At 46.3% G+C, this 20,152-nt stretch carries 20 protein-coding genes and 1 riboswitch; of the genes, 8 read left to right on the top strand and 12 right to left on the bottom strand.

Going from position 1 to position 20,152, the window contains the following annotated elements; all coding sequences use genetic code 11:
- Nucleotides 1-36 precede the first annotated feature (36 nt).
- Nucleotides 37-528 (bottom strand): GNAT family N-acetyltransferase, encoded by a 492-nt coding sequence (locus ABEW32_RS25545; RefSeq protein WP_430192996.1) that lies wholly within the window; start codon nucleotides 526-528, stop codon nucleotides 37-39.
- A gap of 303 nt (nucleotides 529-831) precedes the next feature.
- Nucleotides 832-1,332, bottom strand: a complete 501-nt coding sequence (locus ABEW32_RS25540) for a C40 family peptidase (protein WP_430192994.1) — start codon at nucleotides 1,330-1,332, stop codon at nucleotides 832-834.
- 5 nt (nucleotides 1,333-1,337) lie between these two features.
- Nucleotides 1,338-1,475, bottom strand: a riboswitch (cyclic di-AMP (ydaO/yuaA leader).
- An 8-nt stretch (nucleotides 1,476-1,483) separates the two neighbouring features.
- On the opposite strand from ABEW32_RS25540, the gene ABEW32_RS25535 reads away from it, so the two are divergent.
- Nucleotides 1,484-1,783: a hypothetical protein gene (locus ABEW32_RS25535; protein ID WP_430192992.1), complete on the top strand. Its 300-nt coding sequence runs from the start codon at nucleotides 1,484-1,486 to the stop codon at nucleotides 1,781-1,783.
- Here ABEW32_RS25535 and ABEW32_RS25530 read toward each other — a convergent pair.
- Together ABEW32_RS25530 and ABEW32_RS25525 are read right to left on the bottom strand one after the other, a co-directional pair.
- On the bottom strand, nucleotides 1,751-2,578 hold the full coding sequence (locus tag ABEW32_RS25530; RefSeq protein WP_430192990.1) for a hypothetical protein: 828 nt from the start codon (nucleotides 2,576-2,578) through the stop codon (nucleotides 1,751-1,753). The two genes, ABEW32_RS25535 and ABEW32_RS25530, sit on opposite strands and share 33 nt — an antisense overlap.
- 11 nt (nucleotides 2,579-2,589) lie before the next feature.
- Nucleotides 2,590-4,602, bottom strand: a complete 2,013-nt coding sequence (locus ABEW32_RS25525) for a M1 family metallopeptidase (RefSeq protein ID WP_430192989.1) — start codon at nucleotides 4,600-4,602, stop codon at nucleotides 2,590-2,592.
- Nucleotides 4,603-4,726: 124 nt separating this feature from the next.
- On the opposite strand from ABEW32_RS25525, the gene ABEW32_RS25520 reads away from it, so the two are divergent.
- A complete protein-coding gene (locus tag ABEW32_RS25520; RefSeq protein WP_430192987.1) occupies nucleotides 4,727-5,233 on the top strand; it encodes a YwhD family protein in 507 nt (168 codons plus the stop codon).
- A 355-nt stretch (nucleotides 5,234-5,588) separates the two neighbouring features.
- Here the strand turns inward: ABEW32_RS25520 and ABEW32_RS25515 are convergent, their stop codons facing one another.
- Complete coding sequence (locus ABEW32_RS25515; protein ID WP_430192986.1) at nucleotides 5,589-5,681, bottom strand: putative holin-like toxin; 93 nt, start codon at nucleotides 5,679-5,681, stop codon at nucleotides 5,589-5,591.
- Between the two features lie 333 nt (nucleotides 5,682-6,014).
- Between ABEW32_RS25515 and ABEW32_RS25510 the strand changes: the two genes are divergently transcribed.
- Nucleotides 6,015-6,521, top strand: coding sequence for a PTS sugar transporter subunit IIA (locus tag ABEW32_RS25510; protein ID WP_430192984.1), 507 nt, complete (start codon nucleotides 6,015-6,017; stop codon nucleotides 6,519-6,521).
- Between the two features lie 165 nt (nucleotides 6,522-6,686).
- A complete protein-coding gene (locus tag ABEW32_RS25505) occupies nucleotides 6,687-7,040 on the top strand; it encodes a YunG family protein (protein ID WP_430192982.1) in 354 nt (117 codons plus the stop codon).
- Between the two features lie 212 nt (nucleotides 7,041-7,252).
- Here the strand turns inward: ABEW32_RS25505 and ABEW32_RS25500 are convergent, their stop codons facing one another.
- Nucleotides 7,253-8,065, bottom strand: a complete 813-nt coding sequence (locus tag ABEW32_RS25500) for a pentapeptide repeat-containing protein (protein ID WP_430192980.1) — start codon at nucleotides 8,063-8,065, stop codon at nucleotides 7,253-7,255.
- A gap of 87 nt (nucleotides 8,066-8,152) precedes the next feature.
- Complete coding sequence (locus tag ABEW32_RS25495; RefSeq protein ID WP_430192978.1) at nucleotides 8,153-8,545, bottom strand: VOC family protein; 393 nt, start codon at nucleotides 8,543-8,545, stop codon at nucleotides 8,153-8,155.
- Nucleotides 8,546-8,674: 129 nt separating this feature from the next.
- Here ABEW32_RS25495 and ABEW32_RS25490 point away from each other — a divergent pair, with 129 nt between their 5' ends.
- Nucleotides 8,675-9,748, top strand: coding sequence for a hypothetical protein (locus ABEW32_RS25490; RefSeq protein ID WP_430192976.1), 1,074 nt, complete (start codon nucleotides 8,675-8,677; stop codon nucleotides 9,746-9,748).
- 109 nt (nucleotides 9,749-9,857) lie between these two features.
- The gene (locus ABEW32_RS25485; RefSeq protein ID WP_430192974.1) at nucleotides 9,858-10,322 is read left to right on the top strand and encodes a transporter; all 465 of its coding nucleotides are present in this window, start codon (nucleotides 9,858-9,860) and stop codon (nucleotides 10,320-10,322) included.
- Between the two features lie 147 nt (nucleotides 10,323-10,469).
- Here the strand turns inward: ABEW32_RS25485 and ABEW32_RS25480 are convergent, their stop codons facing one another.
- Entirely contained in the window at nucleotides 10,470-12,527 is a 2,058-nt protein-coding gene (locus ABEW32_RS25480; protein WP_430193001.1) for a transglycosylase domain-containing protein, read from the bottom strand.
- A 282-nt stretch (nucleotides 12,528-12,809) separates the two neighbouring features.
- On the opposite strand from ABEW32_RS25480, the gene speE reads away from it, so the two are divergent.
- Nucleotides 12,810-13,637, top strand: coding sequence for a polyamine aminopropyltransferase (gene speE, locus ABEW32_RS25475; RefSeq protein ID WP_430193000.1), 828 nt, complete (start codon nucleotides 12,810-12,812; stop codon nucleotides 13,635-13,637).
- A 262-nt stretch (nucleotides 13,638-13,899) separates the two neighbouring features.
- The gene (locus tag ABEW32_RS25470; protein WP_430192972.1) at nucleotides 13,900-15,192 is read left to right on the top strand and encodes an MFS transporter; all 1,293 of its coding nucleotides are present in this window, start codon (nucleotides 13,900-13,902) and stop codon (nucleotides 15,190-15,192) included.
- Nucleotides 15,193-15,393: 201 nt separating this feature from the next.
- Here the strand turns inward: ABEW32_RS25470 and ABEW32_RS25465 are convergent, their stop codons facing one another.
- The 4 genes from ABEW32_RS25465 to ABEW32_RS25450 all read right to left on the bottom strand — a co-directional run bounded on the left by ABEW32_RS25465 (nucleotide 15,394) and on the right by ABEW32_RS25450 (nucleotide 20,003).
- Nucleotides 15,394-15,975: an LOG family protein gene (locus ABEW32_RS25465; protein WP_430192970.1), complete on the bottom strand. Its 582-nt coding sequence runs from the start codon at nucleotides 15,973-15,975 to the stop codon at nucleotides 15,394-15,396.
- 12 nt (nucleotides 15,976-15,987) lie between these two features.
- The gene (locus tag ABEW32_RS25460) at nucleotides 15,988-16,302 is read right to left on the bottom strand and encodes a MazG nucleotide pyrophosphohydrolase domain-containing protein (protein ID WP_430192968.1); all 315 of its coding nucleotides are present in this window, start codon (nucleotides 16,300-16,302) and stop codon (nucleotides 15,988-15,990) included.
- A 213-nt stretch (nucleotides 16,303-16,515) separates the two neighbouring features.
- Nucleotides 16,516-18,255, bottom strand: coding sequence for an ABC transporter ATP-binding protein (locus tag ABEW32_RS25455; RefSeq protein WP_430192966.1), 1,740 nt, complete (start codon nucleotides 18,253-18,255; stop codon nucleotides 16,516-16,518).
- The gene (locus tag ABEW32_RS25450) at nucleotides 18,252-20,003 is read right to left on the bottom strand and encodes an ABC transporter ATP-binding protein (protein WP_430192964.1); all 1,752 of its coding nucleotides are present in this window, start codon (nucleotides 20,001-20,003) and stop codon (nucleotides 18,252-18,254) included. Before ABEW32_RS25450 ends, ABEW32_RS25455 begins: the two co-directional genes overlap by 4 nt.
- Nucleotides 20,004-20,152: the final 149 nt, after the last annotated feature.

The raw sequence follows: 20,152 nt of genomic DNA, 5'->3' as shown, positions 1-20,152 counted from the left end.
GTATAGCGAAGGCGCTCTTATTTATAAAACCCGGTTCTATTGGTGAGGACGATATACCATACAATGGAACGGCTTTTTGCCATCTGGAGTCTGACGTTCATAGGTATCCGTCAGCTCGAACCCAGCGGCCTTGTAGGCTCGGATAGCCCGCTGATTCCAAGTAAGCACCTCTAGGTCAATTTCATTCTGCGGATGGCGTCGTCTGGCTTCCTCGGCAATGGCCCGGACAAAGGCGGAGCCTTGGCCATGTCCACATCTGTCGGGGTGCATTCCAAGACCCAGCCGGGTCACACCGACCATAGGGAAATATTGAGCAAATCCCGTCAGCTCATTCTCTTCAATTAGTACGGCAACATATTGCTCTTGGCGAAGCGTGGGACTTCCAAATTCGACTTCAAGTGCCTTCATTTGTTCCCAGGGAAGCCAACCGTATATGTTATAGGGGGGATCATAGCGCCACTCGCAGATTTCAGCTGCTTGATGCTCGTCCATCGGTACGATCCGGTAGTTGGATATTGAGGCAGGCACTTTTCATTCCTCCTTGTGCAGGTACTTCAATCATTAACAACAGATTGTAGACAAGTTGTAGGGGAATGGCAAGCGTGTTTATTTCGTACCTAAGTCGGGTATACATTCAATAAGAAGGATTTACTGCTCATATGCTCCCCCCAGCGGTGACGGTAAAACCGACGATGTTCGCTAAAACTGAAACCTTTTGAGGAGTCAGTTCGTCAGTAATGATAATGATTACTGATATTGTGAACATAAAAAACCGCAATTCGATTCCGGCCAGAATCAAATTGCGGCTAGGGTTAGCTTGCTGAGCGGTAGTTATTCTACGTTGTCGTCATCAGGAATGTCTGAAGCTACGGAATGGTATGCGTCTGTGCTCATAATTCTTTTTGCACCGACATAACGGTTAGCGTAATAATTTTCGTTCAGTGAGCTAACTACTACACCACGTGAAGTCGAGGAGTGGGCAAATTTCCCTTCACCTACGAAGATACCTACATGAGAAATGCCTCTCCCTGTGGTGTTGAAGAACACCAGGTCGCCTGGTCTCATTTCATCGCGAGATACAGAAGATCCCATTTTGAATTGTGATCCAGATTGATGCGGCAGTTTAATTCCCAATTTGTTGAATACATACATTGTGAAGCCGGAGCAATCGAATCCCTCGAGTGTAGTGCCTCCGCTTCTGTAGCTTGTTCCTTTGGCATCTTGGATGACCTGGTCCATCTTGGAGTCTGCAAATGCACTGCCCCCACCGAATGTAAAAGATGTAAATGCAATGGCGAGACCCATGGCTGCGATCGTTAGCTTCTTCTTCAAAAAAAATATACCCCTTCCAATGCCTGCGAGGTTAGCTTAAGGATTCGGTAGAAGGTTCCCCTATGACCACTCTGTTGCGAGATCAATTCACCCAAACTGGTTCCCCCGCTTCCTAGGTGCCAGGAATTAGGCTTAACTTAAGATGTGCACCTTGGAGAGCAGTATTCACGATAACGATGTTTTTAAGATAAAGGTTACAATAAAGATTACAAAGTTGTTACTATCAGTTCACTGCGATTATTGTAACAAAGACAGCAGGCTTTGGCAAATGTTTCATTGCAAAAAGTTACAAAAAAAATCTGTTCCTGACGCTACAGGAACAGATTCTGTTAACAGTATTCAGTTATGTGCTGTTTGCGCGGATAAGAAAAAAGTTTTTTCGACAGCCGAAAATGCAGGAGAGAGCACAAGGGAGGGGCTAACCTCTGCTGGAGATATCGATATGCCATAGCCGGTACTGTGAACTGATATGCCACAGCCTGACCAGACTGGTAACAAAATGATACGATTGCTGGAGAATCAGCGCCAGCATACCCGTCCAAATCATCGCCACAGTGCCAAATAGACCGAAGACCAGTAGCACACAAGCACCAAGCAAAAGGGATACGCCTACAGCCGGAAGAAGCTGATGAAAGAAGGCGAGCAGGGACGATAGGATGGCGTGCCCACTGACAGTGCCTAGCTGCATATACAGGATGCACTGCCGAATGAACCATCCATAAGCTACATATCCAACGGCATAGGGCAGCAAATGCATCAGATAAGAGGGAGATTGCAGTGCTCCTGCTACAATAGGATAGAGTCTCGGTACCACCCAAAAGGCGGGAAGCAGCAGCAGACCCAACTCAATGATGTAATACAACATCGACGACATACCATGGCGTTTCATCCCCTTGAAGAAAGACAGGCTTTGTGGTTCGGATGCATCGGTATGCAGGCTTTGATATATGCCAGCTCTAATGAAGGGAGTGATCAGCATGCGTATTACAGTTGCCGCTAATAATATCCACAAATACACATGCACTTCTTGGCTGTCCATTAAGGCGATCTGGCTCTCCATCCAAAACAAGGTTTTCCCCAACTCGTTTTGGGTCTGATCAGGATAGCGAAGCAGCAGCGGGATAACGGCAGACTGCACCAGCCGATAGAGAAATACTCCCCATAGCAGACGATACAGAAATAAAATAATAACGATATAAAAGCGTATGCGCACCAGCGCCCAGCCTTCTTTTATAACAGTCCGCATCTATAGACACCTCACCATGACAGACTTCCAAGCAGTGTCTCCAACAGCTTGGTTACACTCACACTCCAACGGGTTTGTTGTTTTTCGTTTAATTCAGCCTTCAGATTATTATTAATATGCTTGTTCTCCAGTGCAATAGTGTATAGAGGATCAACGGTCACAGAGGACACGGGGGAGGCGCTTTTGAGCCGAAAAGTTGTGCTTTTGCCCGTACCGTCCCATGCCTTGAATATCGTTGTGCCATCCTTGAAGGTAAATTGAACAGGGATCTTAGGATAGTCCCCTCCTTTTTTGCTGAGCGTCACGACTGCTTCATATCCATTCTCCAACTTGCGGTTCATGATACGATCGACTGAAAAGTCCGCCATCTGTCCGTCATATACATACTGTTCAAAATAGTGGCTCCATGAACGTCCAGTGACCCTCTCCACAACACGCTGAAAATCCTGTGAGGTCGGATGCTTGAATCGGTAAGTCTGGACGTAGGTCCGCATAATTCGGTCCATCTTTTTCATACCCACCTGACGTTCAATGCTTCGTAGTACCAATTTGCCTCGGGAATAGGCATTTTGTGCATATTCAGCTGCCGATCCGTACTTCCAGGACTCGCGGTTTAGCGGCTGTGGAGAAGCTACCTGTCCCGACTGTAATGGCAAGTTGGGGGTAAGCCCATATTCTTGTTCCATGAGCCGTTCTTCTGCATAGGAGGTGAAGCCTTCATCCAGCCAAGGCTCCTCAAATTCATTATTCGCTACCATTCCGTAGAAATATTGATGTCCAATCTCATGAACCAGCGTCCGTTCCAGATTGTAGCCGGGATTCAGTTGATCCGCAGCTGCGGCCGTGACGAGTGTCGGATACTCCATACCGCCGGCTCCACTGCCTGTTTTGGGTGGAATGACGATGGATAGCGTGGAATATGGATAAGGCCCGTACCATTTGCTGTAATACGAAAGGGCGGCCTTGGCTGCGCTCATGTATCGTCCTTTGAGCTCCTTATGGGACGGGTCCAGATAGAGCTTAATTTTGACACCAGGAATCTCAGTAGAGGAAAAGGGTTCTTCTACGGCTACAAAGTTGGACGAAGCGGACCAAGCGAAATCGTGTACATCATCGGCATAAAATTGATATATTTTCTGACCGTTCTGTCGTACTGCACCCCGGGTGGGAAATCCGGTCGCTGCAACGATGTACGTCTCAGGCACTCGAATTCGTACACTGTAAATCCCAAAATCCGCATAAAACTCGGAGTTGCCATGATACTGATGGAGGTTCCAGCCCTCCTCAGCGCGCCCGCGTTGTCCTGCGGTCTCATAGACGCTCAGCTTTGGAAACCACTGTCCAGCCATTACAAAATCATCTGTCGCACCCATACGAGCGAAGATGGCAGGCAGTTTGACCTCAAACTTCATATATAGTGTGATTTCCTCGCCACCTCTTACTGGCTTGGGTAGACGCACTTTCATAAGTGAACGGTCGCCTGCGTTGCCGTCATCTGGTTGTACATATTGGGTGCGATGCATGAGAGATAAACCGTCTTCAGTTTTTAGTTCAGTTAGCGTCATGGAGCCAAAGCCGTCCTTGGGCATTGTGTCCCCGCGCAGCTTTCCTCCGGATTCTTTCATAAAGGTGGTTTCCATGGAGGAGAAGGCATTCGGGTATAGATGAAGATACAAATCATTCACGGTTTTCTTACCCGGATGTTTCCAGGTCAATGTCTCAGTACCTCGCAAAACCTGTCCTTTTTCCAGAGACACGTCAATGTGGTACTCCACCACCCGTTTGCTGAGGATTTCCGTAGCGGACTGTGGAGGGTTCTTGGGTAGGTCAGGCAGGATGTTAGCCCCTAAGGGCTTGCCCATATTTGGCACAAGCGCAGACTCAGACTCGGAACCGTATAATGGTTTGCCTGCGGACTGAGGGGCGGATTGCGATTGGGGCTGCCAGGCCAACCATAACGTCCCTGCAAGGAGTCCGAGGGCTAGTGTGGACAATAAAACGATTTTGGTGCGTGCTGGGGTCATACAATGGATACCTCCCGTTGACAAGCATCTACAGCATGTATATGTTTGCTTTCGGGAGATTATTAGTTAAAATATTTATAGTGTAGAATGAGTGTGAAGACGGAAAATGGAGGCCTAGTGACGCATGAGTGAAAATCAGCCAGACGGCAAAAAGCAGATTGCACTGAATATTGTCAGTGGCAAGAGTAAACATAAGGGCTTCGGCGCAGGCTCAATCGACCTAAACAGCATGTCCCCAGTCATTATTGACCGAGGGGAGGCGAAAATTGATATCGGTGCCATGCATGCCAAAAGTAAAGTAGAACGTGGAATCAAATTCTCCACGAATAAAGAAGATGTACCGAACGGACGCCAGGTATGGCTGGTATGGGTAGCTGTCGACCGTACGCCTGAGGGACGTATGTACGGCGGCGCGACCGCTTGCGAGATGCTGATTGACGATGAAGCCAAACGCGGCTGGAAAGTTCTCGCTGATCATGTTAACCGTATGGATTATGCACTCAAGCGCCGTTTCATGCTGGATGATCTCAGCAGCGAAGACAAAGCAGCGCTCAGAAGCCTGCTGATTTCGCATAACCAGGAATGGTGGGACGCTTCACCTGAAGAATTGAAGCAAGCGCTGGAAGGATAAGCTTAACGTTAACGCAGTAATAGTATTGTAGAAAAGCAGCCCCATTTGTGGGCTGCTTTTTTTACTGTGGAGGGTGTCGTTGTTATGAAGTTATTTGAACTTATGATAAAGAAAGTGATACACATAGATTGTACTTATATACATAAAAATAATTTTCTCTGGGAGGGTTTTTTGAATACAAGGATTTCTGAGAAAGGTGAGAAGGAAAGACCTGTATTTACGTTATAAAATGAGTTATACTCAGGTAAGAATAGTAAAGGAGCCGTGCGTCAACACGACTCCAGTGTACACACCTGCTTAAAGAGCAGTCGGCAGTAAGGTTCAGAAGTAGACCGATACCTTGGTTGGGGGCGGTCTACTTCTTTTTCATGTAGGTAAGCAATGCTAGCAATGCTAGAATGAACATGCCAAACATGATCATCAAAGAAATTGCATCTTTAACCTCCATGGGCATCACCTCCCTTCGGGAGACTAGCCGACCGCCCTTTTAGCCGTATGTTGTACTAGAAGAGCATACCATGAAAAATCCGTTTTTTAAGATATAAAACACTTGAATACGTAATTCGTTAGAGCACCTCTAAGTTACCTAAAATTAATTGTGAAAATATATAGTTATGAACATCAGCGCCTTGACATCATGGAAAGGCATTCACTATAATTCAAATAGAAATCGGTTTCACTCCGGTTTTTATTTAATTAATAGTGGAACCGGTTCCTAAAAGGGTATAGTTATTTCTTATCGCTGTTTATGAATGTAATCTCTAAATAAGGTGGCATCGTTATGTTTAAATGGTTGAAAAAGAAGGCGGCTCCCCGTATTGAAGAATTCGACATGGTAGCGCCGGTTAAAGGAAAAGTGGTTTCCCTGGAAGAGGTTCCGGATCCTGCGTTCTCGACAAAAGCTATGGGGGATGGCATCGCTATTCATCCGTCTGAGGGTAGGGTCACCGCTCCTTTCGCGGGAAAAGTCGCCCATGTCATGGAGAAAAGCAAACACGCTCTGATCATTGAGCATGAATCCGGCGTACAAGTTTTGATACATGTCGGAATTAATACCGTTTCCCTCAAAGGACAGGGATTTAATCCTAAAGTCCAAGTAGGAGATAGCATTAAAGCAGGGCAATTATTGATGGAATTTGATCTGGATGCAATTCAACAGGGTGGATTACCTGTAATTACTCCAGTAATCGTTCCAGACGGGCAAGATATGATCAGTCATGTGGAAATACTGGATAATCCATCTGCTTCCTCAGATGTCCCTGTGTTAAGAGTTCACTTAAAAGCATAGTTAGTATTTTTGTTTCCTACTATCATGCTCATCGAAAAGATCTTTTGAGTGTAAACGTAAAATATGTAGAAGAAGACTAACCAGGAGATCTTGGTTGGTCTTTTCTTTTCATAAGTAAGTCCAGTTTAGAATAATGTAGAATGGTTTTGAAAGGGGAGATGTAGATTGAATGCAAATCGTATTTTAAAATTAGAAAAGGCGTTGTTTCAGGCTTGGTCTTTGGAGTCTAGCTCTAAATGGGCAGTCGATAATCCTGCCGCCGGACAATGTGGCGTCACAGCGCTTGTCGTTCAGGACAGACTTGGTGGTGATATTTTGAAAACATGGCTGGATAGCAGCTGGCATTATTATAATCGCATCGGTGAGGACATTATAGATTTTACGGAATCACAATTTTCAAGCCTTCCACAGTATCAGCATGTACAATCCAACCGGGAAGAGGCCTTTTCAGACACCAACGCAGAGCAATATGCAGCCTTAAGCCGGAGATTAGAGGAAACTCTCAGCGAAAAGGTATAAGTGTATTTTTGAGATATTTGACGATGAAAAGGCTGCAGTGATGACATCCAATATTCTTCATGCTACATCGCTGGAAGAGGGGACTTTTGCTCAGTTTAGAGGAGCAACAGTGAAATTTTTGAAGATAAAAGCTATTTCCTTTTCATCGCATTAGTCGTTTTTGAGATGTTAATTACTTAATTACGTTTTTTAAGGATAGCTATAGATTGAATCTAATGTAACCAATGACTGGGAACGCTTAAAGACGAGGGCAGTTTGGTTTTACAATTGCCTTTAGCCGAATTTAATTGCGCTTGTGTAAGAAAGATACTTCCTTCCAGATTAGCCCCACTTAAATCAGCATCTCTAAAATCTGCACCGATGAGGTCAGTCATGCTCAAATCAGCTTCTCGTAGGTCAGCAGCAATCAGTAAAACGCCTCTCAGGTTGGCCCCTCTAAGATTAACGCCTTTTAAGTTGGCCCCGATAAGGTCTCTACTTTTGATTTTTTTACTCAGTTTATGGTGCTCCATGTTTTTCTTACATTTTTCTCGCACTAACTCACTCGTTTGTACAAGTAAATCATTGACTAGCGCCCTATGGGTGGGTACATGAAGATCCATGAGGGATTTTGGATCTTGATCCGTAAGCTGCTCGGTTGTCGCCATTGCTTCTTGTAACTCGGTATAGATAGAGTGAGTTTCTTGTAAGCTAAGGGCTTCATTTAGGTAATAGAGCATTTCATGAAGCTGCTGCATGATGGGAAATAGATTGAACATTTCATCAGCTATTGCCGGGTCGTCTCGCCAGCTTTTTCCGTTGTATGTAACTTGGGAAATTCTTTGGCCTGCCCCAAAGCAGTCATATACTGTACAGCCTCGTAAGCCTTTATTCCTTAGGTTCTTATGAATGCCACAGCGATAATCCGCATTTAGATGTTGACAGGGAGTTCCTCCATCCTTGTTAAAGGCAAAATCAGTAGATTTGGCATAAGGCAAGGCGACACAGCATAAACTAAAACATTTTTCACAATCGGCAGTATACAATAAACACACATCCTTTTATCAGCACCTACTACATGTAATAGTACCAAAAAAAGATGAGGAATGGTCTATGCTAATTAAAATGGTCGGTTACCCTTTTGCCAGGTTTAATTGCCATGAAACTCCATACTTGTCTTCGACCCAGCCAAACTGTTGGCTTACGGGCGAAGCTTCAAGGGGCATTAAAATACGTCCTTCCTGAGACAGCTGACCAAACACACGATGAATTTCTTCTTCCGAGTCACAAGTGACGAATAGTGATAGAGCTGGGGTAAAAGGGTGCTTGTCCTGATGGTTATAGTCTATAGCCATAAAGGTTTGCCCTTTGAGGTTGAATACAGCATGTAACACAGTCCCATCCTCATGATGAAAAATACTCATGATACCAGACGGCTTAAATACAGAGATATAATATTGCATGGCTTCTTCTGCTTGGCCGGGGAACATGAAAAAGGTTGTGATTTTTGAGCTAGAATCCTGCATCGGATGATCAGTTCCTTTCAAAATGGATTATAGATGCTAACATTTTTTCTCTTTTATAATAGAAATATTCACGATTAGAGAAGTACTTCATAATGAAAGATAGGCATATCTGGGAAAGGAGAAAACCGGATGATAGACGCGACAGTAAAGCTTATTGATATGTTGGACTCAGGCAATAAACTGGATGCCAGCATCATTTCTGCCTATACGGATGTAGTTGCCCAATACGGAACCGTGGAGGATGCCTGGGAGTTATATCGGCTTTTTATAGAAGCTCCTGATCACTATGTCAGGGGTTTGTTACTTCAGCCGATCATGAGATGCGGAAATGTTGCGTTGGCGCAGGATATGTACGAGCGTTATGTTCGAAATCAGGCATCCCCGGAACATATACCTGATGGTGTGCTGCATGTGATAGGTTATTTGGGTTATGTGGAAGCTGCGGCTGATCTCGTCGCATGGGCGAACGGGTCCTATGGTGCAGTGTCTGTGGATGCTTGCTTGGGACTCGTGCATCTTCCATGCGAATCGTTCCGCGAACGACTGGCGACTGAATTGGAACAAGCAGTGGATCAGAATCTATTTAATGAGTTCTTGCCTCTACTGAGCTTTAAATGTACTACTGAGGATATGGTTCCGCGATTGGTGCATTGGGGGGAGCAACATGCTTCTGTAGACTGTAATGCAGGCATTATTGCTGGAATTGCATTGTTTGGAGAAGAGCAGAAGGATACGATCCGATCTATTTTGTGGAATCCGCTTTGGGAGGCTCATGGAACGGCTACGGGAAGTTGTGTGTGGTCATATATTGCTATGCAGCATGTGGGGCTGACCTTTAGGGAGCTGATTCAGGATATAAAAAGCTACGATGCATCCAAAGCAGATGTACAGGCCCTGGAGCACCGTTTGGATGTGTTGTATGAAATGTTGGAACTAAAGCTCAGCTATAGAGCTCGACCAATCCGGTTCACTCGCCGCAACGAGGAATCATTTGTTCAGCTCTATAGCGATTTGTTCAGCTGGTCCACGGAGCATAAGGATGACTCTATGATAGGTTGGATGAACGAGCATCTGGGGTATAGGCATCGACTGCTGGAGCAATATGATGAACTAAGGAAACGAGTCGAGATTAGAATGGTACATGAAATCGAACTGGAGCTATCTGCACAGGGATTATTTGAGCCGGGATATAAGAAATTTTGAAATAAAAAGACGGAATAAGGAAGTGTGACGAGGATATGGGGATTCGCCCAGTCCACGGGCTGGTGTCCCGCATAGGATACATCAGCCTAGAACACAAGGAGTGAAACACATGTCTTTACTGCCACAAGTTCCTATCGGAACGCAACCGGGTACTCCGGGTCCATTCACACCGTCAGGTCCTTCGATTCCACAATTCCCTGATATGCAGGGTTCTTTCTCGTCTCCGATAGGTCCGCCACCAGGACCAGGAGCATTTTCGCCACAGCCGTTCTCACCACCACCACAGGGGGCGTTCGGTCCGCAAGGGGGGCAGCAAGTTCAAGCACCAACTTCTCCACCACCGCAGTTTACGCCACCAAAGCCACTGGTTTCGACCTTTGCGGTTGATCCTGGAGCCATGTTCGGTTGCTTGTTCCGCTACACGTTTGTATGGCTGACGAATGGGGATCGTTTTTGGATGTACCCAGTCTTTATAGGCAGAACATCCGTAGCGGGATTTCGGTGGAGTGGACGTTTTTGGTTTTATTTTGGTGTAGACACCAATCGTATCGAGTCGTTTAGCTGCTTTTGGTAATAGCACTGCTTTAGGGAAGAACGGGACTTAACTGGGTGATGGCTGATGGCACTGGCAAGAGAGCTACAATGGGCGAATGAGATAAATGAATTAAAGATAAAAAAGACTGGGAGAGTGCCTATGGCGTTTTCCCAGTCTTTTTTGCTATTACTCCATCCACCATCGCTTAAAATTGCCCCACCACGATTTTTTTTCAGCCTGGCGCTCTGCTTGGTCGGTAGGTGTCGATGCCTGTGGGTTATTTTGTCCCGATAGGGTCTCCTTCGGCTCGGTACCGCTAACGAATACCTCCAGCCGCTTATCGGGGCTGTCCGGCGCAGCCAGCTTGCCGCTGGCTGGATCAATATAGGCGCTGACTACGCCGTCAGGTATAGGAAAGATTTTGGGCGGCACATTTTCCAGCGCTTTTTCCGTATACTGCGCAAAAATCGGTGCCGCCCGCCGGGCATCCTGCGTGCTGATGTCCTTGCCCTTGTCATATCCGACCCAAACAGCGGTGGATAGCTCGGGGGTGAAGCCGACCATCCAAGCGTCTGTATTGGTCGTGCCGCTTTTGCCGGCAACCGGGCGCTTGATCATCTTCGCGACCCGGTTGCCGGTGCCGCCTTCTTCGAACACGCCTTCCATAAGGCGTGTGAGGACATAGGCGGAGGCGGGCTTCACGACCTGCACGGGTGCGGCCTGCGGCGCTTCGTACAGCGATCGCCCGGCCGCATCGGTGATGCGCAGCACCGCTACCGGAGCCACCTTTTGCCCGCCACTGCTAATGACCGAGAAGGCCGAGGCCATCTCGAACGGGCTGACGGGCGACACGCCCAGCGCCAGCGATGGCACGGGCTTGAGCTCGCTCGTAATGCCCATTTTGCTGGCGAGGTCCATGACCTTATCTGCCCCCACCTGCAAAATGGTGCTTACAGCATAAATATTATCAGACGCCGCAATGGCGCGCCGCAGATCTATCTCGCCCAAATATTTATCTCCAAAATTTTTGGGTTTATAAGTCTTGCGGTTGTTGTCGTAGTGAAACAATGTCGGCCGGCTTTCGAACTTGGACGTACTTGTCAATTCACCAGAATCCAGCGCGCTGAGATACATTATCGGCTTAAAAGAGGAGCCTGGCTGCCGGGTTGTGGCTAGCGCATGGTTATATTGATTCCCTACATAGTTCGTTCCGCCGACCATAGCCTTGACATGTCCGTTCCGTGGGTCCATGGAGATTAATGCAGTTTCCAGCCCGTTGCTGTTCTTCATACCCTCGTTAACAGCCGCCTCGGCTGCCTGCTGCATATGCATGTCCAGCGTCGTATAAATGCTCAGCCCGCCATGCTCAAGCACCGCCTCGCTAATCCCAAGTTGATGCGTCACCAACTGGCGGACGTAATCGCGAAACCAGGGAGCAGCTTCCACTGTCCGACGCTGGCTCTCAGGCCGCAGGGGCAGTATTTCCTCATAAGCCTTGCTTGCTTCAGCCGGTGTAATTTTGCCGATGAGTGCCATGGAGTCCAGTACAATTTTCTGCCGATCCTTTGCATTTTTCATATGATTATATGGTGAATAATAGGTTGGCCCTTTCGGGATACCCGCCAATAGGGCGCTTTCGGCCAAATCGAGATCCTTTGCGGATTTACCGAAGTACATTTGCGAGGCCGCTTCAATGCCATAGGCGCCATGACCATAGTAAATTTCATTCAGATACATTTGCAGCAGCTCATCCTTGGAATACTTCATTTCAAGCTGTGCGGTATAGATGGCTTCCTTGGCCTTGCGCGTCCACGTTTTCTCGTGAGATAAGTACAGATTGCGTGCAAGCTGCTGAGTCAGCGTGCTGGCTCCTTGCGACATATCCCAGCGGGTTAGATTAACGATTACCGCTCGGCCCAGACCTTTAAAATCAAAGCCAAAATGATCGTAAAACTTCCGGTCTTCCACGGCCAGTGTAGCTGCTATTAAATCGGGCGAAATGTGATCAAGCTGGACGGGAATAGATTCCTTGCCTCCGGCAGAGAAGGTGGCAATGACTTGTCCCTGACTATCAAGCAAACGTGAATTTCGATCTGTATCGGCGAGCGGAAGGCTGGTTGTGTACAAATAGGCGAGCAGAATGCAGGCGGCGATGACCGTCAAAATCGTGAGAGACATCAGTCCTTGAAAGCATCGAAGCCAAAGCGGTTTACGCTTGGAGGATCGTCCGGTAGTATCGGTCATCATGCCACCCCCTTCCATAGTTGATGTTCTCAGTATAGTCAATCCGAAAGCGTCTATTCATCAGATGCGTATACGTATCTATTTTAAACAGGATTAAGTCCTAAAAATGCTTTTGCAGTCCATTCGGGTATCACTTATAATGCAAAAAGTGTGAAATTCAAGTGTGTTTGGTACAATAAATATAGCAGACTCGGCGTTTGCGTGTTGCAGTTATTAAGGGAAGTCCATGTTTATGCTACCGGATTGCCGGACACATACTTTGATAGGAAGAAGGTTGGAATGATGGACTTGTGGTTTACGGAGAAGCAGACTCCCTCTTTCGGCATTACAGCAAAAATCAAACAAACCTACGTCTCTGAGAAAACAGATTTTCAGGATCTGGCGATGATCGAGACAGAGGAATTCGGTAATATGCTTGTTCTGGATGGCATGGTGATGACAACGGTTAAAGATGAATTTGTATATCATGAAATGGTAGCGCATCCGGCGCTGAATACACATCCGAATCCGAAAAAGGTCTTGGTTGTGGGTGGTGGTGATGGCGGCGTTATCCGTGAGGTCATCAAGCATCCTGAAGTGGAAAAGGCTGTATTGGTTGAGATTGACGGTAAAGTCATTGAATATTCCAAAAAGTATTTGCCTGAAATTGCCGGGAAGCTGGACGAGCCTAATGTAGAAGTGCTGGTCAATGACGGGTACATGCATATTATCGAACACAAAAATGAATACGATGTGATTATGGTCGATTCGACCGAGCCAGTGGGTCCGGCAGCGCCGCTATTTGAATGCGGGTTCTATCAAGGTATTTTTGAGGCGCTGAAGGAAGATGGCATTTTCGTGGCGCAGACGGATAATCCGTGGTTCAAGGCTGACCTGATCCAGAAGGTCAACAAAGATGTAAAAGAGATTTTTCCGATTGTGCGTGTGTACGGTGCAAACATTCCAACCTATCCGAGCGGTCTTTGGACATTCACGTTGGGCAGTAAGAAATATGACCCGCTTGAAGTGGACGAGACTCAAATTCCGGAGATGGATACCCGATATTACAGTTCGCGTCTGCACAAAGCGGCGTTTGTACTGCCTAAATTTGTGGAAGATTTAACAAAATAAACATTTGAAGAAGCGTCTTAGTGTTCTTTATTGCCAGTGTAGGCGAGAAGAGCGCTATAGACGCTTTTTTGTGTTCAATCAGTTTATGGTAGGCATAAAAGTATAGTGGACACCGAATTTCCTTTTAAGATAAAAGAAGGAAATTTAAGGGTGTGTGTAGAACATACAAAAAACCAGACATTTAACAGATTTGTAATCGACAGGGGAAGTTTGGTTATGGGAATACATAATTTGGCGATGTACCAAAGAGGGGGAAACTTTTTTGATCAGACGCTCTTTTTATTACCTGTGGGGGTCTCAGACGATCTCCAACGCAGCAGATATCATCTACATGTTGAGTGTGGTGGTGCTGGTATTTAGTTCAAGTAATTCCTTAATGACGACTATTTTAATCCCGTTGTTCCGTTTGTCGGCTCAAGTGATTAGTGGGCTTGTTGCACCGATCGTGCTCGGTCGATTTCGACTGACGCAGGTTTTGCTATTTTCCCAGTTTGGGCAGTTTGTCATTTTCACGCTGTTACTTCTTTATTTATGGTTCGTACCTGAGCAGGGATCGTTTCTGTTTATTTTTGTGATGGTATTTGGTATGTCTTTTTTGGATGGATGGACTAATCCTGCGCGTAATGCGCTTGTACCCCGTCTGGCTACTGGCGAAGGACTTATGCGGGCTAACGGTATGGTGGCGGTTAGTGATCAGGTGGTCAGATGTGCAGGCTGGGCGCTGAGCGGAATGATTGTTGCTTGGCTGGGTTCCCTGAATACGCTTGTGATCGCATCCTGTTGTTATCTCGTGGCTGTAACTGTCACGTCCTTCATTCGTGATCCGCTGGATCATGAGGAATTAAACCCCGAAGCTTCAAAGTCCCCAACAGTTGTAGTAGAACCCGCAAAGGAAAAGGAAAAAGGCTCCCAGTGGAAAGAACTTGGGGAAGGATGGAAAATCATTTGGCATAACCGTCGTATTCGTTCTCTGATGATTGTCGATAGCGTGGATAGTATTGGGGGAGTCTCCTGGCTCGGCGTATTTATTTTGGCATACGTCACTCAAGTCCTGCATCGGGATGCGAGCTGGTGGGGTTTTATGAATGCGTCCTTTTTCTCCGGCACCATTTTGGGTGGATTGATTGTGGTTGGCTTGGTCAAGCGATTGCAAAAGAACAGCTTTTTGTACATGCTCGGAGCGTTGCTGGTGTATGTACTGATTACCATTGTATTTGCGCTGAATACCATTCCCGTGGCTGCGCTTGTTCTTTTCGCTGTATCAGGCTTGCCTGTTCAAATGGCGGGCATTATTCGCCGCACCTTGCTGCAAACCAGTGCACCAGCAGCCCAACTGCCCAAAGTGATGGCAGGGATTGATGTGCTTACCAATCTCGCTTTCGGCTTGGCCTTATTATTCATGGGCTGGTATGCTGACCGATTCGGTATGGTGCAGGTGTATTTACTGGCTGCGGCTATGACTACCGTTGCTGTTCTGATCGGCTGGTGGTATCGGCGTGATTTTCAGGAAGACGAACCGATTGATCATCCGACCACTACAGGCGCTGGGATTTAAGATTGATGTTCTCGTTAGGCATGATATTCATTCATTGGATGACTACATAATTAGTGCAGGTTTAAAATCGACCGTGACGATTGGGGAGAAAGTCTGCCAATTTCGTCAAATTTACAGGAACACCACTGGAATACGTTGACGGTGGTGTTCCTTTTAAAATTCTATAGCACCTCTGCTGATCGGGATGCGCCATTCCTAATGTCAGACCCGCTTGCTCGTAAGATATGTTTTAACGGCAGGAGGAGTATAATTTGTGAATTTATGTAGGATTCCTTGCGGAGTAGTATCCGTAATTACCATCGAATTATATTTTTCCTGCATAAATTGTTCCGTGGCCATACGATCAAACAAGGAAATAAGAGGATCGTAATAATAGTTAATATTTAAAAGCCCACATGGCTTTTCATGCAAGCCTAATTGTCCCCATGTGAAAATCTCAAAATATTCCTCCATCGTACCTGGACCACCTGGTAAAGCAATGAAACCGTCCGCCATCTCTGTCATTTTAGATTTGCGTTCGTGCATGGAATCAACAATGATTAATTCGCTCAGGCCATTATGTGCAATTTCACGGCTTTGTAAAAAGTGAGGTAGCACACCGATAACGTGGCCTCCAGCATGAAGTGCTGCGTCAGCCACTGCACCCATTAGACCAACACTTGCTCCTCCGTAAACCAGAGTTATTTCCTGTTTGGCAAGTTCCTTGCCCAGAGCAACAGCATGGTCTCGATAAACCTCAGACGCTCCATTACTAGAACCGCAAAAAACAGCAATACTTTTCATATGAGTTTCTCCTTATGTATATCTTTTTGCAAGTTTTTGCTGGTGTGTTCGAAATATATCCTCCAAGGTGATGTCATACTTGTTGGCGATCACGATGAGATTACCCAGTACGTCTCCAAGTTCTTCGGTTAAATGTTCCTTGTTCTCCTCGAATGAACCGTCGATCTCATCCGGCCGGTCTCTGCCAATTTCCAGAGCGCGAATAGCTCTCGCAACCTCCCCCGTTTCCTCTGCCAGGAAACCAATTCGGCCAAAGATGTCCAAGTCTGACCAGCTTCTCTCCTGATAATATTGCTTTACCCACTTTTGAAATTCATTAATGTCCATATTCAGTCCCCCAACTGCAACTCCCTGCCATAAATGTTGGTCAATCACAAAAACCATAAGGTTTAAGATGTGATGGAAACATTTGTTCGCGTTTTAATTATATAATATAAGGTGGGTTTTATCAACGAAAAATAAAAAAGCCAATTGCTTAAAAAGCAATCGACTTTTTTAAAGACGTTGACCATACTGATGCGACCTTATCCGCTCAGCCTTTTAAGCTGTAGTGAACTGGCTGTTATAAAGCGAGGCATAATGGCCGCCGCTTGCGAGCAGTCCTTCATGGGTGCCACTTTCGACGACATCGCCGTTTTTCATGTATAAAATTAAATCGGCTTCGCGAATGGTTGATAGCCTGTGGGCGATGACAAAGCTGGTACGCCCGTCGATCATTTTCATGAAAGCCTTTTGGATGCGGGCTTCTGTAAGGGTATCTATACTGCTAGTAGCTTCATCCAGAATGAGCATAGGTGGATCGACGAGGATCACCCTCGCAATGGTGAGCAGCTGCTTTTGCCCTTGCGACAAGCTGTCGCCCGATCCGCTGATGACCGTATCATAACCATGAGGCAGACGCTTGATAAAGCTATGCGCATTGGCAGCTGTTGCAGCCGCGATAACTTCTTCGTCTGTGGCCTCTGGCTTTCCGTAAGCGATATTGTCCCGAATCGTTCCGCTGAACAGCCATGTATCCTGAAGCACCATGCCAAAGTTAGTCCGCAGGCTGTCCCGGCTCATATCGTTGATATTCACTCCGTCGATGGAGATCGAACCGCTGTCTACATCGTAAAAGCGCATGAGCAGGTTAACGAGTGTTGTTTTGCCTGCTCCGGTCTGTCCGACAATAGCTACGCGAGTGCCTGGTTTGACCTCCAAACTAAAGTTCGTAATGAGCGTCCGTTCCGGATTATAGGAAAATTTCACATGATCAAACAAAATCGTTCCTTTACTGTGCTCCAGCTGGACGGCGTTTGATTTTTCCGGTTGCTCCGGTGGCGAATCCAAAATAGCAAATATACGCTGAGCAGAAGCTGTAGCAGCCTGAAACTGAGTCAGCACACCTGTAATTTCATTAAAAGGCTTGGCGAACAAATTGGTGTATATGAGAAAGCTCGACAAACCGCCTACCGAAATCCCGCCCAAAATGATCGAGATACAGCCAATCATAGCGGTGACTGAAAAAGTCATGTTATTGACCAAACGGGTGGAAGGGTTGGACAAAGATCCATAAAACTGTGATTTCACTCCGGCCTGATACAATTGTTCGTTTCTGGCGGAAAATTCCTCAAGCGAGCGATTTTCGTAATGAAAGGCCGTAACTACCCGCTGTCCGCCAATCATTTCTTCCACATAACCGTTCAGGCTTCCCAAAATTTTGGCCTGTTCACGGAACATGCGTTGCGATCTTGTAGTAATGAACCGTGCAACGCCATATGTGATGGGGGCAGACACTAATACCACCAGCGTCATCACTGGACTGATATACAGCATGAGTACAATCGAACCAATAATAGTAATCAATCCGGTAATTAAGGTGGAAAAGCCCTGTAGCAAGCCATCCGATACGGCATCCATATCGTTCACAAAACGGCTAATGCTATCTCCTTGCGGATGATTGTCATGAAAGCTTAACGGAAGGATATTAAAATGATCGAATAGCTCCCGTCGCAAATCATTTACAGTCTGAAAAGCAATGCGGTTCGTCAAATATGTGAGCAGCCAGCTAAATAGACTGCCTACAACATATACAACGCCTAGTCCAGCTAGAATCTGTGCAATACCTCTAAAATCAACCGTTCCCTTATTCACCATATGGTCGATAGCCCGACCAATCATGTAGGGTCCGACCAGACTGGCAAGCACGCTTAGAATCGCGCTGACGATGACCCAAAACGTTGTTGATTTATATTGACCGACATAGGTCAACAATCTTCTCCAGGTTTCTTTGCCACTCATTGGTCCACCTCCTGCGTTGAGAGCTGGGAGCGATTAATTTCCTGATATACCTCCGAGCTGCTCATTAACTGATCATGTGTGCCGATCCCGACGATCCGGCCCTCATCAAATACAATGATTTTATCAGCATGCTGTACACTGCTTACTCGTTGCGAGACTAGCAAGACAGTCATGCGGGCGCTATTTTCCCGTAGTGATTTTCGGAGGGCAGCGTCAGTTGCAAAATCAAGTGCGCTTGAGGAATCATCCAAAATCAGAATTTCCGGATTGCCTACAATAGCTCTGGCAATCGTAAGTCGCTGCTTTTGACCGCCTGACAGATTAAGTCCTCCGCGGGTGATCGGAGCTTCGAATTTTTCCGGCAAGTTGGAAATAAACTCATCCGCTTGTGCGATAGCTGCGGCTCGGGCAACTTCCTCATCGGTGGCGTGTTCAAGTCCCCAACGGATGTTATCCGCTATAGATCCTGTGAACAGCAGTGCCTTTTGTGGAACAATTCCGATTTTCTGCCGCAATTGCTCCAGCTTATATTGTCGTACGTCAATGCCATCAACCCGTACACAGCCCTCCACCGCATCGTAGAAGCGGGGGATGAGATTCACGAAGGTGGATTTTCCCGAGCCTGTTCCTCCAATAATTCCAACCGTTTCACCTGGATAAATGTCTACCACTATATCGTTAAGTGCCCTTTGTCCTGTCTTATTGTAACCAAAGGAAACATGGTCAAAAGAAATGGCTGGTACATTGTCGTTCTTACTCAATCCTTCCCGGACTGTAGCTGCAGAATGGGCAGCATCGGTAATTGAAGCCTCTGTGTCTAGAACCTCTTGAATTCTCGCTGCTGAAGTGGCTGCCTTGGTGAACAGAATAATGAGATTCGTCACCACAATCAGGGCCAGTAAAATCTGTGTAATGTAATTAATAAACGCAATAATCTCTCCTTGTGTAAGAGAGCCATACTGGATATGGATACCGCCGATCCACAAAATTGCAATAATAGCTCCGTTGACCACCAGTAAGGTGGCTGGGCTTAGCAGGGCAGAAATACGTCCGACACGAATAGCGGTCTGAGTCAGGTCATCTGAGGCGGTATTGAACTTTACTCGTTCAGTTCCTCTTTTGGCAAATGCGCGTATAACCCGTACACCTGTGAGATTTTCACTTAGCACAAGAGCGATTTTATCGAGCTTTTTCTGGTATAGCTGGTACAGCGGAGAAGCCTTCGTAATGACCACATACAGGATCAAGACCAGAACGGGTGTAGCTGCCAGCAGCACCAATGCAAGGCGGAAATCCAGTATCATGGACATAATGATCGCCCCGATACAAATAAAAGGAGCGCGAATGACCAGACGAATCAGCATCGCCACAGCCGTTTGTAACTGATTGACATCATTCGTAATTCGGTTGATAAGAGAGGGCGTACCGAATTTATCGAGATCTGCATAAGAAAACGATGAAATATGCTTAAACATGGTATTGCGCAGCGTGGTTCCGAATCCTTGGGAAGCACGAGCTGCGTAAAACTGACACACTAGAGAACTGCCAAAGCCCAGTATTGTCATAAGCAACATCAAAAGACCCATCTGCCATACATAATGGGTGTCTCCCTTGCCGACGCCATGATTAATCATTAAGGCCACCATAGTAGGTAGCAACAATTCCAGAATGGCCTCAATCAGCTTAAACAGAGGTCCAAGAATCGTTTCCTTTTTATAGGGTTTCAAAAAAACAGCAAATTTCAGCAAATAAACCATCACCTAACCTAAATATTGTATAAAGTTTCCTAGCGGTATTGCATATCTGAGTATAATTATGGCATATCCCCAACCATATGAATAATATTTAATATATATTAGAGATATAGGTTTTAGATATGTCAGAACCGGAGGTTCAT

Origin of the sequence: Paenibacillus jamilae (genome assembly GCF_050482105.1) — a bacterium.
GTDB lineage: Bacteria > Bacillota > Bacilli > Paenibacillales > Paenibacillaceae > Paenibacillus > Paenibacillus jamilae_B.
Note: the sequence above shows the minus strand (reverse complement) of the source record. Positions and strands in the feature narration are given on the sequence as shown.